The organism is Salibaculum sp. (genome assembly GCF_035270045.1).
GTDB lineage: Bacteria > Pseudomonadota > Alphaproteobacteria > Rhodobacterales > Rhodobacteraceae > Salibaculum.
Genome location: NZ_DATFIP010000062.1, coordinates 1 through 12,760 on the forward strand (window position 1 = coordinate 1; position 12,760 = coordinate 12,760).

At 69.6% G+C, this 12,760-nt stretch carries 11 protein-coding genes; 6 read left to right on the forward strand and 5 right to left on the reverse strand.

Going from position 1 to position 12,760, the window contains the following annotated elements; all coding sequences use genetic code 11:
* Positions 1 to 417: 417 nt before the first annotated feature.
* The gene (locus VJ897_RS11165) at positions 418 to 1,641 is read right to left on the reverse strand and encodes an AGE family epimerase/isomerase (RefSeq protein ID WP_324055744.1); all 1,224 of its coding nucleotides are present in this window, start codon (positions 1,639 to 1,641) and stop codon (positions 418 to 420) included.
* Positions 1,642 to 1,750: 109 nt separating this feature from the next.
* Between VJ897_RS11165 and VJ897_RS11170 the strand changes: the two genes are divergently transcribed.
* From VJ897_RS11170 to modC, 4 genes are all read left to right on the forward strand, one after another.
* Complete coding sequence (locus VJ897_RS11170) at positions 1,751 to 2,119, forward strand: winged helix-turn-helix domain-containing protein (protein WP_324055745.1); 369 nt, start codon at positions 1,751 to 1,753, stop codon at positions 2,117 to 2,119.
* A gap of 68 nt (positions 2,120 to 2,187) precedes the next feature.
* Positions 2,188 to 2,961 carry a molybdate ABC transporter substrate-binding protein gene (modA, locus tag VJ897_RS11175; RefSeq protein ID WP_324055746.1) on the forward strand — a complete coding sequence of 258 codons (774 nt, stop codon included), beginning with the start codon at positions 2,188 to 2,190 and terminating at the stop codon, positions 2,959 to 2,961.
* Positions 2,954 to 3,658 (forward strand): molybdate ABC transporter permease subunit, encoded by a 705-nt coding sequence (gene modB, locus VJ897_RS11180; protein WP_324055747.1) that lies wholly within the window; start codon positions 2,954 to 2,956, stop codon positions 3,656 to 3,658. The genes modA and modB overlap by 8 nt, the downstream gene beginning before the upstream one ends.
* On the forward strand, positions 3,651 to 4,745 hold the full coding sequence (modC, locus tag VJ897_RS11185) for a molybdenum ABC transporter ATP-binding protein (RefSeq protein WP_324055748.1): 1,095 nt from the start codon (positions 3,651 to 3,653) through the stop codon (positions 4,743 to 4,745). Before modB ends, modC begins: the two co-directional genes overlap by 8 nt.
* A gap of 50 nt (positions 4,746 to 4,795) precedes the next feature.
* Here the strand turns inward: modC and VJ897_RS11190 are convergent, their stop codons facing one another.
* Both VJ897_RS11190 and VJ897_RS11195 read right to left on the reverse strand, forming a co-directional pair.
* A complete protein-coding gene (locus VJ897_RS11190; RefSeq protein WP_324055749.1) occupies positions 4,796 to 6,250 on the reverse strand; it encodes an aldehyde dehydrogenase family protein in 1,455 nt (484 codons plus the stop codon).
* 104 nt (positions 6,251 to 6,354) lie between these two features.
* Positions 6,355 to 7,158: a hormone-sensitive lipase gene (locus tag VJ897_RS11195; RefSeq protein WP_324055750.1), complete on the reverse strand. Its 804-nt coding sequence runs from the start codon at positions 7,156 to 7,158 to the stop codon at positions 6,355 to 6,357.
* A gap of 123 nt (positions 7,159 to 7,281) precedes the next feature.
* Between VJ897_RS11195 and kynU the strand changes: the two genes are divergently transcribed.
* Positions 7,282 to 8,475: a kynureninase gene (gene kynU, locus VJ897_RS11200; RefSeq protein ID WP_324055820.1), complete on the forward strand. Its 1,194-nt coding sequence runs from the start codon at positions 7,282 to 7,284 to the stop codon at positions 8,473 to 8,475.
* A 70-nt stretch (positions 8,476 to 8,545) separates the two neighbouring features.
* Entirely contained in the window at positions 8,546 to 9,853 is a 1,308-nt protein-coding gene (locus VJ897_RS11205) for a cytochrome-c peroxidase (RefSeq protein ID WP_324055751.1), read from the forward strand.
* A gap of 31 nt (positions 9,854 to 9,884) precedes the next feature.
* Here VJ897_RS11205 and VJ897_RS11210 read toward each other — a convergent pair whose 3' ends face one another.
* Both VJ897_RS11210 and VJ897_RS11215 read right to left on the reverse strand, forming a co-directional pair.
* Entirely contained in the window at positions 9,885 to 11,384 is a 1,500-nt protein-coding gene (locus VJ897_RS11210) for a CRTAC1 family protein (protein WP_324055752.1), read from the reverse strand.
* Complete coding sequence (locus VJ897_RS11215; RefSeq protein ID WP_324055753.1) at positions 11,381 to 12,688, reverse strand: ROK family protein; 1,308 nt, start codon at positions 12,686 to 12,688, stop codon at positions 11,381 to 11,383. Before VJ897_RS11215 ends, VJ897_RS11210 begins: the two co-directional genes overlap by 4 nt.
* Positions 12,689 to 12,760 lie beyond the last annotated feature (72 nt).

Sequence of the window (12,760 nt, forward strand, 5' to 3'; positions counted from 1 at the left end):
CTTTAATTCAACGGCAGATACCAAAACGGCGACCCAATTTTCGTAGTCACCGCCCCTGAAGCTGATACGCCCATCGTCTCCAATGACGCGAATTTCCTTAATCTTCTCAAGAATAAAGTCGCGTTCGTTTTGTGAAAATTCTTTGCGCCAGAAGTTCATTCACTGCCCAATCAATGCTGGTTTCCCGGCAATCAACCTTAGATCGAATGCCAGCATCCATGTATCCGCCTAAGCACTAAAGGATTTCTGGCATCAGCGACAACCCGGAGCATGGGATTCCCCCGCCTTAAACGACCGCTTCGGGCTGACAGCGGTCATCCGAGGTTTCCGCGAGCGATGCTTGCGTCCTGGCATCCCGCTTGATTTCACATGGGCATCTTTTGCGGGGTGCCGCACGGTTGCGTCCCGGGGGCTTCCCTAGGCGCGAAGCTCTTTCAAAGCGGTGTAATACCCTGACAGGCCCGGGGTCAGCGGAAACAGGTCCGCCTGCAGCGCGTGGTAGATGTCGGGCTTGCCGATGAATTGCCGCTCGGTCGGGTGGCCCGCATCGTCGATCTCGGGAAACCAGCCGCCGCGCACGGCGTCCACGAAATGCGCCTTGGCAAAGCGCCAGAGCCGATCGAACCACAGCGCGTCGTCCTCGGTCGGGCCCAGCTTCATCAGCGCGGCCAGGGCGCCGATGGCCTCGGTCACGGGCCACCAATAGCGGTCGCTGATGTCCGGCGTGCCGTCGCGGTGCAGCGTGTAGACCAGCCCGCCGCGGGTCGGGTCCCAGGCATCTGCCAGCGCGCGACAGGTCAGCGCGCGGGCGCGGGCCGGGGCGGTTTCGTCGGCCCGGCCGCTCATGTCCCAGTATTGCAGCAGCAGCCGCGCCATCTCGAAGGAATGACCCGGCGTGGTGCCTGCCGGGCGGAACATCGGGTCCGCGCTGTAGTCGAGATCGACCGACCAGTCGCCGTGGTAGTGTTCGGGCAGGCGGTCGCCATGCGCCGGCGCGATCCGGCCGAGAAAGAAATCGAGGATCCGGCTCGCCTTTGCAAGGTAGCCGTCCGCCCCGGTCGCCTCGTGCGCGGCCAGCAGCGCCTCGATCCCGTGCATGTTGGCATTCATGCCGCGATAGTCGGAAAAGGGCGTCCAGTCGCGGTTGAACTCGTCGCAAAAGCGGCCTGTACCGTCTTCCCAGAAACGGGCGTCCAGCACCTCGGTCACATCGTCGATCAGCGCCTGCGCGTCGGGGTGGCCCACGGCCAGCGCGCTGGACCCGGCCAGCAACACGAAGACATGGCCATAGGCCAGCTTGCGCCCGTCGCGGACCCCGTCGGCGTCCAGCGACCACAGATAGCCGCCATGGATGCTGTCGCGGTGATTGCGCGACAGGTCGCGCATCCCGGCGTCGATCATCGTGTCACACTCCTTGAAGCCCGCCAGTTTTCCCAAGGCATAGGAATGCACCAGTCGCGCTGTGGCGTGCAGTTCCCGCGGGCGGCCGGGCACAGGCGTGCCATCGCGGCCGAGCTGAAAGAACCCCCCGGCCGGATCGAGGCTGGCGCGGAAAAGGTCCAGTTGTCGTGCGGCATCCCGCAGCGCCCAGGCACGGTGGTCGGGATCGTCGGGTCGGATCATCGTGTCGTCCTCGTGCATGATCCCCGGTATCGGGGGCGGCAGCGGGCGTGTCCAGTGGCGCGGCCTTGCCCCGGACCGGCGCGCTTGCGATACGGGGCAGGCAATCCAACTTGAAAGGGCGCGGAACATGCCCACGGACTCCGCCGGCCGCCTGCGCATCCGCATCGTTTTCGACGGTGACGATATGATCGGTCCCGGCAAGGCCGATCTGCTCGACGGGATCGCGCGCATCGGCTCGATCGCCGGGGCGGGGCGCGAGATGGGCATGTCCTACAAGCGGGCGTGGGAATTGATCGGCACGCTCAACGCGATGTTCCGGGGGCCGCTTGTCGAAAGCACCCGGGGCGGCTCTGGCGGTGGCGGCGCGGTGCTGACCGACCTGGGCCTCGAGGTGCTGTCGCTCTACCGCGCCTTCGAAGAGGCCGCCGCGCAGGGTGGCGCCGAAGAGTTGCGGGCGCTTCACGCGCTGACCCGCGATATTCCCGAAGAAAAATAACGCTTGACCTTCGGTGTAGGGGCTTGCGACATCTTTGGCCAGATATGTCACCTTGGAGCGACCCTTTCATGACCCCTGCCGCGCTTTCCGGGGCTGCCGCGATCGCCCTTTCGCTTGCCGCCCCGGCCGCGGCGGAAGAGATCACCGTGTTCGCGGCATCAAGCCTGACCAACGCGATGACCGAGATCGAGGCGGGGTTCGAGGCCGCCACCGGGCACGCGGTCACCGTCGCCTTTGCCGGATCCTCCGCCCTGGCCCGGCAGATCCGGCAGGGCGCGCCGGCGGATGTCTTCATTTCGGCCAATCCCGACTGGATGGACGCCGTGGCGGCGGACGGGTTGCTGGCGCCGGGCACGCGGGTCGATCTTCTGTCCAATGCCCTTGTCCTGATCGCTGCCAAGGCGGACGCCGCCCCGGTCGAGTTCGGTCCCGACATGGACCTGTCCGCCCTGCTGGGCAACGGCCGACTGGCCATGGCCCTCGTCGAGGCGGTGCCGGCGGGCACCTACGGCAAGGCGGCGCTGACCTCGCTGGACCAATGGGAGGCGGTGGCGCCGAAGGTGGCGCAGGCCAAGAATGTGCGCGCCGCGTTGGCGCTGGTTGCGCTGGGCGAAGCGCCCTACGGCATCGTCTATGCCACGGATGCGCGCGCCGAGGGGGCGGTTTCGGTCGTCGGCCACTTTCCGGCGGACAGCCACCCGCCGATCACCTATCCCGCCGCGGCCCTTGCGCGCAGCGAAAGCTCATTGACGGGCGACTTCCTGGCCTATCTGCGCGGCCCGGCGGCCAGGGCGCTTTTCGAGGCCGAGGGCTTCACTGCGCTGGCCTCGGCGGATGATTGATGGAGTGACCCCGGCGGAATGGGAGGCGGTGCGCCTGTCGCTGCGGGTGGCGACCACCGCCACCCTTGTCAGCCTGCCCCTTGGCGTCGTCGTGGCCTATGCCCTGGCCCGCTGGCGCTTTCCGGGGCGCGAATTGCTCAATATCGCGGTGCATCTGCCGCTGATCATGCCGCCGGTTGTCACCGGCTACCTGCTGCTGCTGGCCTTCGGCACGCAGGGGCCGATCGGCGGGCTGCTGGACCGGGCCTTCGGCGTGACCTTCGCCTTTCGCTGGACCGGGGCGGCTCTGGCCTCGGGGGTCATGGCCTTTCCTTTCCTGGTGCGCGCGGTGCGCCTGTCGATCGAGGCGGTGGATCCCAAGCTGGAACAGGCGGCGGCGACGTTGGGGGCGGCGCGGCCCTGGGTGTTCCTGACAGTGACGCTTCCACTGATCGTGCCGGGCGTGATCGCGGGCACCGTCCTGGCCTTTGCCAAGGGCATGGGTGAATTCGGGGCGACGATCACCTTCGTGTCCAACATCCCCGGCCAGACCCAGACCATCCCGCTGGCGATCGACCTGGCGCTGGAAACACCGGGCGGCGCGGCGCGCGCCGCGCGACTGGCGGTGTTTTCCATCATTCTGGCCGCGCTGGCACTGGCGCTGTCGGAGTGGGTGTCGCGCCGGGTCGCGGCGCGTGTCGGGGGACGCGATGCTTGAGGTGACGCTGAAACAGGAGCTGCCGGGCTTCACGCTTGACGTGAGCTTCGAGGTGCCCACTGGGTTGACCGTGCTGTTCGGGCGGTCGGGCGCGGGCAAGACCAGCATCGTCAATGCCGTCGCCGGCCTGTCGCGCCCGCAGGCGGGGCGGATCGTGGCGGATGGCCGGGTGCTGCTGGACACCGATGCCGGAACCTGCCTGCCGCCGCATCGCCGCCGCATCGGCTACATCTTCCAGGAGGGGCGGCTGTTTCCGCACATGACGGTCCGGCGCAACCTGGCCTATGGCGCGCGCTTTGCCCCCCGAGACGCCCCGCGTGAGGACATGGGCAGGGTGGTCGAGATGCTGGCGATCGGCGACCTGCTGGACCGTCGCCCCGGTGCCCTGTCGGGCGGCGAAAAGCAGCGGGTGGCAATCGGCCGCGCCCTGCTGGCCGCACCGCGACTGATCCTGGCCGATGAACCTCTGGCCGCGCTTGACGAAGAGCGGAAAGGGGAAATCCTCCCCTATTTCGAGCGGTTGCGCGACGAGGTTCAAGTGCCGATCCTTTACGTCAGCCATGCCGCCTCCGAGGTCGGGCGGCTCGCCACCAGCGTGGTGGCGCTGGCGGATGGAAAGGTGCTGCGCCAGGGGTCGGCAGCCGAGGTTCTGGGCGATCCGGCGGTCCTGCCCGCCGGCGCGCGCGAGGCCGGGGCGATCCTGGCCGCCCGGGTCGTGCGCCATCACGCCGACGGCCTGACCGAGCTGGAGGCCGGCGGTGTGCCGCTGTTTCTGCCACGCATCGGCCGGGCGTCGGGCGCGCCGGTGCGGCTGCGCATCGCCGCCCATGACGTGATCCTGTCACGTGACCTGCCGCGGGGGCTGTCGGCGCTCAATATCCTGCCGGGCACGGTGGCCGCGCTGCGCCCCGGTGCCGGGCCTGGGGTCATGGTGGCGGTCGATACGCCCGCCGGACGGGTTCTGGCGCGGATTACCGAACGCTCGGCACGGGCGCTCGACCTGGCCGAGGGGGCTGCGCTGCACGCCATCGTCAAGACAGTTTCGGTCGCGCCGGGCGACGTGGGCGGGTCGGGCGCGGCGGCTTGAATTGCTCAGGTGATGTCAAGGACGCCGCGCTGACCCGACCCGATCGCCCGTCACCGCGTCAGTCGCACCGCCACGTTCTTGGTCTGCACGTAGTTCCACAGCGCCTCGCGCCCCTTTTCGCGGCCATAGCCGGATTTGCCGTAGCCGCCGAAGGGCGTTTCGACCCCGCCGGCGTACCATTCGTTGACGAAAACTTGCCCCGCGCGCATCGCCCGCGCAGCCCGCGTGGCGCGGTCCAGGTCGGCGGTGAAGACACCGCCCACCAGGCCGTAGTCGGTGCCGTTCGCGATCTCCAGCGCTTCTGCTTCGTCGCGAAAGGACATCACCGACAGCACCGGGCCGAAGACCTCGTCCTGCGCGATGTCCATATCGGGTGTCACGCCTGACAGGACCGTGGGTTCGAGAAAGGCGCCGGGGCGGTTGAGCGGGCGGCCCCCGGTAACGACCTTCGCGCCCTGCGCCTCGGCCCGGGCCACCATATCGGCGGCGCGGTTTCGCTGGGTGTCGTTGACCAGGGCGCCCATGTTGGCGCCCGTCTCGGGGCGGTCCATTCCCGGCCCCACCGAGAGCGACTTGGCGATCGCCTCGGCCCGCTCGAGCATTTCGGCCGCGCGGCTTTCGTGCACGATCACGCGGGACATGGCCGAACAGACCTGACCCGCGTTGAAGAAGATGCCCCAGCGGATATCGTTCTCGAAGGTGGCGAGATCGGCGTCGTCATGGACGATGGCCGCTGACTTGCCGCCCAGTTCCAGCACGCAGGGCACGACATTGCCCGCCGCCGCCTGCGCGATCGCAACGCCGGTCGGCACCGAGCCGGTGAAGACGATCTGGTTGACCTGAGGGTGCCCGGCCAGGGCCGCGCCCGCCTCGGCGCCGCGTCCGCAAACCAAGTTGACCGCGCCGGGGGGAAACCCCGCCGCCTGCGCGGCACGGGCGAACCAGGCGTTGGTCAGCGGGGTCATCTCTGGCGGCTTGACCACGCAGGCATTGCCCGTGGCCAGCGCCGGGGCGAGCGACCGTGCGGTCATCTCCAGCGGGAAGTTCCAGGGGATGATCTGCGCAGAGACGCCCAGCGGTTCCAGCTCCGTCCAGTCGAAATACCCCGCCCCGAGCGGGATCGAGCGCCCCTCAAGGGTGCTGGCCTGGTTGCCGTAGTATTCGAAGTAGAGCGCGGCGCCCTCGACCTCGATGCGCGATTCCCACAGCGGCTTGCCCTGTTCGAGGGTCAGCGCCTCGGCGATCCTGTCCACATGGTCCAGCAGGTAGCGGCCCATTGCCTGCACCATGCGGCCCCGCTCCAGCGGGCGCATGTCGCGCAGGGCGCCCGACAGGTGCACCCGTCGCGCCGCTTGCACGGCGCGGTCCACGTCGGCGGCATCTGCAAGGGCCTGTTCGGCCAGCGTCTGGCCCGTGGCCGGGTCTGTCACCGCGATGCGGCCAGCGCCGCCGTCGACCCAGGCGCCGTCGATGTGATTGTGCCAATAGGCGGCAAGGTCGGCCATGCGGTTTCTCCTTGTCTGCTTTCTTGCGCATGACGGTAACAGGCCCCCTGCACGCCGGTTGCCCCGGCGCGGCATTTCCGGGTCACACAGCGCCAGATCGTGCGTCAGTCCGCCGCCAGCGCCAGGGTCAGGGGATGTTCCGCGAGGGCCAGCCCGTCGATCACGTCGAAATGGTGCCGGCCCGGCTCGGCCACCAGCGGCGCGTCCCAGGCCTCGGCCAGCAGGGCGGCCTGGCGCAGGAACTCGGGGCGCTCGCCCGCGCCGACCCAGGCGGTCGTGGCGATGCCCGGGCGGGGGGTCAGCAGCGCGGGGCTTTCGGCGCGGGCCTCGGCCGTATCGAGACACAGGTCGGCGTTCATGGAATGCAAGGCAAGCGGCCGCAGGTCGTGCAGACCGCTGATCGAGACCAGGCGCGCGACCCGTGCGGCCACCGCGCCGGGCAGGGGGGCGTCGATGCAGGCCAGCCGCGCGGCCAGGTGTCCACCGGCCGAATGGCCCGCCAGCCGTATGGGACCGTCCACCAGGCCGGCGGCCCGGGCGACGGCACGCCCCGCCTGCACTGTGATCTCTGCCAGCCGCGCCGCGGGGGCGAGCGGATAGCTCGGCAGGGCCACGGCCCAGCCCAGCGCCAGTGGCCCCGCGGCGAGGTGCGACCAGGTGGACTTGTCGAAGGCGCGCCAGTAGCCACCGTGAAAGAAGACCACCAGCCCGCGCGCCGGGCCATCGGGCATGAACAGGTCCAGCCGCGCGCGCGCCCCGTCGCCGTAGGTAATGTCGCAACGGCCCTCGGCCGCGGCACGGAAGGCAGCCGCCTCCGCCTGCCAGCGCGGCGGGTAATCCGCGGCCCCGGCGATATGGGCCCCGTTGGCAAAGGCGTCTTCCCAGTCGATCCCGCTGTCGTCTGTCATCCTTGCCCCTTTCCGCACGGGACCGAGACTGCGCCGCCGCGCGCCGCCTGTCCAGAACCCGTGTGTTTCCATCGAGCGCAGGGCTTGCTAGGCACATCGGGAACGAAGTTGGAGAACAGCGATATGGGCGTGCCCCTGCCGAGAAAAGACCTTTTCGAGATCCCGCCGGGGATCATCTACCTTGACGGAAACTCGCTGGGGGTGCTGCCCAAGGGGGCCGCGACCCGTGCCGCCCGGGTCATTGAACAGGACTGGGGGCAAGAGCTGATCCGCGCCTGGAACAGCGCGGGCTGGATGGACCTGCCCCGTGTGGTGGGGGACGAGATCGCAGACCTGATTGGCGCGCCCGCGGGGTCGGTCGCCACGGGGGACACGCTGTCGATCAAGGTCTACCAAGCGCTGGACGCGGCGCTCAAGATGCGGCCGGACCGTCGGGTGATCCTGTCCGACAGCGGCAACTTCCCCTCCGACCTTTACATGGCGCAGGGCCTGATCGGCACCATCGGCAAGGGCCATGAATTGCGCACCCCCGCACCCGAGGCGGTCGAGGCGGCAATCACCGACGACGTCGCTGTCGTCCTGCTGACGCAGGTGGACTATCGCACGGGGCGGCTGCACGACATGAACCGTATCACGCGCGCCGCCTACGAGGCAGGGGCGGTGATGATATGGGACCTTGCGCACAGCGCCGGGGCCATGGCGCTGGACATCGCCGGTTCGGGCGCGGAATTCGCCGTGGGCTGCAGCTACAAGTACCTCAACGGCGGCCCGGGCGCGCCCGCCTTCATCTACGCCCGCCCCGACCTCGTGGCGGATATCGACCCGGCGCTGGCTGGCTGGTTGGGCCACGAGGCCCCCTTCGCCATGGAACCCGAGTATCGCCCCGCGATGAGTACCGAGCGGCTGCGCGTGGGCACGCCGCCGGTCCTGCAACTGGCCGTGTTGCAAGAGGCACTGCGCGTCTGGGAGGGCGTCGACATGGCCGACCTGCGTGCCGCTTCGCAGCGGTTGGGCGATCTGTTCATATCGGAGGTCGAGGCGCGTTGCCCTGCGCTGACGCTGGCCTCACCGCGGGATGCGGAGCAGCGCGGCAGCCAGGTGTCCTTTGCCTTCGAACACGGGTACGCGGCCATGCAGGCGCTGATCGACCGGGGCGTGATCGGCGATTTCCGTGCCCCGGACATCATGCGGTTCGGCTTCACGCCGCTTTACCTCGACGAGGGCGACGTGATCGCCGCCGCGACGACCCTGCAGGAGGTGCTGGAGACCGGGGCCTGGCAGGACCCCGGATACCAGGCTCGCGGCCGGGTGACGTGACACCCGGCGCGACAGCGGCCTTGCAAGCGGTGCGACAAGCGGTGATCCTGACACACAAGGAGGAGAACCAATGCGCCGGATCGCGATGCTGCTGGGGCTCTGGGCCGGGATGGCAGGGGCCGGGGATCTGCCCGATCCCCTGACCGCTGCGGATTTCCCGCCCGTGGACATGGAGGAGGCCCGGCTGGGCCAGTTGCTGTTCTACGACCCCATCCTTTCGGGCAACAAGGAGGTCTCCTGCGCGACCTGCCATCACCCGCGCTTCGGCACCTCGGACGGGGTCAGCCTGGGGATCGGGGATGGCGGTCAGGGCCTTGGCCCCGAGCGGGTGACCGACCCGGATAACCTGCCCGAACAGCGCGTGCCACGCAACGCGCCGGGCCTTTTCAACCTCGGGGCGCGGCAGGTGCGGGTACTGTTCCATGACGGCCGGATCGAGCGGGATCCGAGCCGTCCGTCGGGCTTTCGCACGCCAATGGGTCCCGAGATGGAACGGGGCTTCGACGGGCTGCTGTCGGCACAGACCATGTTTCCGGTGCTCTCGGCGGACGAGATGGCGGGCCACTACGGCGAGAATGCCATTTCCAAGGCCACGCGCACCGGGCGCATCACCGGGCCGGGCGGCACCTGGGACCTGCTGGCGCGGCGTGTTGCGGCGCTGCCCGACTACCAGCGGCGCTTCGACTCCGTTTACGGCCTCGCCCCGGATCAGATCCATTTCACCGATATATCCAACGCCATCGCGGTGTTCATGGCGCATGAATGGCGCTCGGACAGCGCGCCATTCGATGCCTACCTGCGCGGGCAACGGGGGCTGGACGAGCCTGCCATGGCTGGCCTGCGGCTGTTCTACGGCGACAAGGGATGTGCCGACTGCCACAGTGGTCCGCTGCTGACCGATCAGCGCTTCCATGCCATGGGCGATGTGCAGATCGGGCCGGGCAAGGCGGCGCGCTTCGAGAGCCACGCCCGCGACACCGGGCGGATGCGGGTGACGGGCGATCCGGCGGACGCCTACGCCTTCCGCACACCGTCGTTGCGCAACGTCGTCCTCACCGCGCCCTATGGCCATGCCGGCGGCCATGCCGACCTGGCCGCCTACCTGCGCCACCACGCCGACCCGGTCGCGGGGCTGGCCGACTATGACATCGGCCAGGCTGTACTGCCGGACCTGGACGTCGCGGATACGCGCATCATGGACGACCCGGCCGAGGTCGCAGCCATCGTCGGGGCTGTCACGCGGCCCCCGATGGCTCTGACCGAGGCCGAGGTCGCAGCACTTGTCGCCTTCCTCGAAAGCCTGACCGACCCGGTGGCGCAGTCCGGTCGCCTGGGCGTGCCCGACAAGGTGCCCAGCGGCCTGGAGGTGGCGCAGTAGGGGGGATGGCCGCCCGCGCGTCGTGGCGGCCCTATCGCCGCAGTGTCACCTGCCGGTTGACGCCTTCGGGGGCATGACGTGTTACCATGCCGTCGGGCCAGGTCACCGTGACCTCGACCGCTGCCACCTTGCCCAGTCCGAAGTGCAGTGGCCCGGCGATGCCGCCGGCATGGCCGCCGCCGATGCTGATTTCCTGTTCCTCGGACCAACCCTCGCCACGAACCCGAACCCGCGCACCCACGGCGCGGGCATTGCCCCCGGGCTGGCGCAATGTCACGCCCAGCCAATTGCCGGCCCCTGGCGTGACGTTGCGGTAAATCTCGGCTCCTGCACGGCGGTTGACCACCACCAGGTCCAGCCGTCCGTCACCGTCGAGGTCGGCCAGCGCCGCGCCGCGGCCGCGCGCAGGGCTGGCCACCCCCGCCGGGACGGAGCGTTCGGCGAAGGTGCCATCCGGTTCCTGCATCAGCAGCGAATTGGGGTCCTGCATGGCCATGCCGGGCATCTGGTCCACGTTGCCCTTGGCAATGAAAAGGTCTGCGCGCCCGTCGTTGTTCACGTCGCCGAACTGGGCGTGCCATCCGGTCGAGGGGCGGCCGTCGTCGCCCGTATGCGGCCGCTGGGCCGTGGTGCCCATGGCGAAGGGCGCGGTCACGTAGCCATCCTGCCGGGCAAGCCGCAGGTTCTGGTCGCCCATCGAGGTCAGCATGACCTCGTCGCGGCCGTCGCGGTCCAGGTCGCGCGCGGCGATCCCCATGCCCCAGAGCATGGGCGGGTCATAGCCGTCCTGCGGGCCCAGGAACCGCTGTGTCGCAATATCCCAAAGCTGTTCGGCCCCGTCGCGGATGTAGTAGTGTCTGTCGTTGGACAGGCGCAGCGTCATGCGGCCGCGCGCGTCATGGGCGGCCAGCATGGACAGCGGGCAATAGCCCGGCGTCAGCGGCCGCGCGTGCCAGCCGTCGGGCCCCGGCGTCAGGATCTCGTTGCCGTCACACGCGCCGAAGGGGCCATCGGGATCCGCGCGGTCCACGTAATTGCCCACGGCGAGCGTCGGGCGGGATGCATCCGGTGCCCACCAGGCGGAAAAGGCGGTGGTCCAGGCCTTGCCGCCATCGGGCAGGCCGAGGGCCGTGGTCGCCGGCTCGAAACGGCAGTCCCCCAGCCCGCGCAGGGCGCGGTTCGGTCCCGCGCGCATCACGAACAGGTCAAGCGTTCCGTCCGCGTCCAGGTCGATCGGGTAGGTGCCGGTCACGCCGGTCAGCGGCCCGTCCGGGCCGGGCAGGGGCTGCGACATGAACGCCATCTCGCCCCGGTTCACCATCAGCCGTGCCGGGTTTTCCCCGCCGGCCAGAACCAGATCAGGTCGGATATCGCCGTTGCAATCGAGCACCGAGACCCCGCCGCCCACGAAATGTTCCCAACCGCCCGCGTAGACATGATCCGCCACCGGCCCGGGGACGGGCGCAAAGCGCGGCTCGGCCCCCAGGGGCGCCGCCGCGACCAGCGCGAGCAGTGCCAGCGCAGGCCTCACGACGCGGCTTCGCCCAGCAGGCGGTCGGTTTCGACCGAAAGCGCCAGCGCGGTCGCGCCGCGCGCCCAGACCAGATCGCCCCAGGCGTGGATCTCGACCCGGGCCGCCGGGCGCTGATCGTCCAGCGCCTGGGCCGACATCTCGGCCAGGACCTCCTCGGCATAGAGGTAGTCATACCGCATGCGCGCGCCCGACAGGATGATCAGCTCGGGATCGAAAAGCTGCACGACATTGGACAGCCCCAGCGACAGGTAGCGCCCCGCCCGGCGGAAGATCGTCGCGGCGGCACGGTTGCCCGCCTTGGCCTCGTCGAAGAGCCGGTCGAGCATGTCCTCGGGGGCCACCTGTGCCACGCTGCCGGGGGCCAGCGCGGTCGCTGCCTCGCGCAGCAGGGCATAGTCGGCAACATAGGCCTCCAGGCAGCCGCGCCGCCCGCAGCGGCACAGGGCGCCGTCAAGCTGCACCTTGGTGTGGCCCAGTTCCAGCCCCATGCCGCCCGCCCCGCGATAGAGCCGGTTGCCCAGCACCAATCCCATGCCGACACCCTGTTCGATGGTGACCACGGCGAAATCCGTCTTGCGTCGCCCCGCCCCGAACCAGAGTTCGGCCAGGGTCAGCATGTTGACGTCGTTGTCCAGGTGCACCGGCAGGCCGAGCCGCTCTTGCAGTGCCGCTTTCAGGGGCGCGCCGCGCCGGGCAAGGAACGGCGACCAGGCCACCGTCCCGGTGTCGTGCTGGATCAGCCCGGCCAGGCCGACCCCGACGGCGGCGAGCGGCGCGGCGGCGGGGCCGGCATCCTCCAGCGCTGCCTCGACCAGCGCGGCGACCTCCTCGGTCAGCTCGTAAAGATCGCGCGGTCGGTGATCGCTGGGGCGGGTGGCCGCGCCGCGCTCGATCCCGGCAAAATCGGTGATGACGGCCGTGTGGACATCCTCGGACAACTTGATGCCCAGAACCCGGCCGCTGTCACGAACCACCCGCAGAGCGGTCGGCGGGCGGCCCCGGGCGCCCTCGCGCCCGGTCTCGCGGGGCGGGTCCGCGACTTCTTCCAGCAGGCCGCGCTGGATCAGGTCGGCGGTCAGTTGGGTGACCATCCCACCCGAGATGCCCAGGGCGCGGGTGATCCCCGAGCGCGTCGCAATCCCCTCGGCCCGGACATGCTCGAAGACCTGCTGGCGCAGGGGCGGCGCGCTCTGGCCGCCGTCGCGCAGCCTTGGCCCGCATCCCTTGCCGACCGCCGCGTTGTCAGGGCCCGGGCGGTGCCCGGCGAGGGGCGGACCGGCGGGAAAGATGGCGTCATTCATTCACTCACCAAAATTATTCCGGGGCGGTGCCTTCCCGACTTCGTGTGCAATTCCGGCACCGCATGCGAAAAG

Excerpts from the sequence above, each read along its gene's own strand:
- VJ897_RS11190 (WP_324055749.1), bottom strand. The coding sequence starts at position 6,250 with ATGGCCGACCTTGCCGCCTATTGGCACAATCACATCGACGGCGCCTGG.
- kynU (WP_324055820.1), top strand. The coding sequence starts at position 7,282 with ATGGGCGTGCCCCTGCCGAGAAAAGACCTTTTCGAGATCCCGCCGGGG.
- VJ897_RS11195 (WP_324055750.1), bottom strand. The coding sequence starts at position 7,158 with ATGACAGACGACAGCGGGATCGACTGGGAAGACGCCTTTGCCAACGGG.
- modA (WP_324055746.1), top strand. The coding sequence starts at position 2,188 with ATGACCCCTGCCGCGCTTTCCGGGGCTGCCGCGATCGCCCTTTCGCTT.
- VJ897_RS11170 (WP_324055745.1), top strand. The coding sequence starts at position 1,751 with ATGCCCACGGACTCCGCCGGCCGCCTGCGCATCCGCATCGTTTTCGAC.
- VJ897_RS11165 (WP_324055744.1), bottom strand. The coding sequence starts at position 1,641 with ATGCACGAGGACGACACGATGATCCGACCCGACGATCCCGACCACCGT.
- VJ897_RS11205 (WP_324055751.1), top strand. The coding sequence starts at position 8,546 with ATGCGCCGGATCGCGATGCTGCTGGGGCTCTGGGCCGGGATGGCAGGG.
- modB (WP_324055747.1), top strand. The coding sequence starts at position 2,954 with ATGATTGATGGAGTGACCCCGGCGGAATGGGAGGCGGTGCGCCTGTCG.
- VJ897_RS11215 (WP_324055753.1), bottom strand. The coding sequence starts at position 12,688 with ATGAATGACGCCATCTTTCCCGCCGGTCCGCCCCTCGCCGGGCACCGC.
- modC (WP_324055748.1), top strand. The coding sequence starts at position 3,651 with ATGCTTGAGGTGACGCTGAAACAGGAGCTGCCGGGCTTCACGCTTGAC.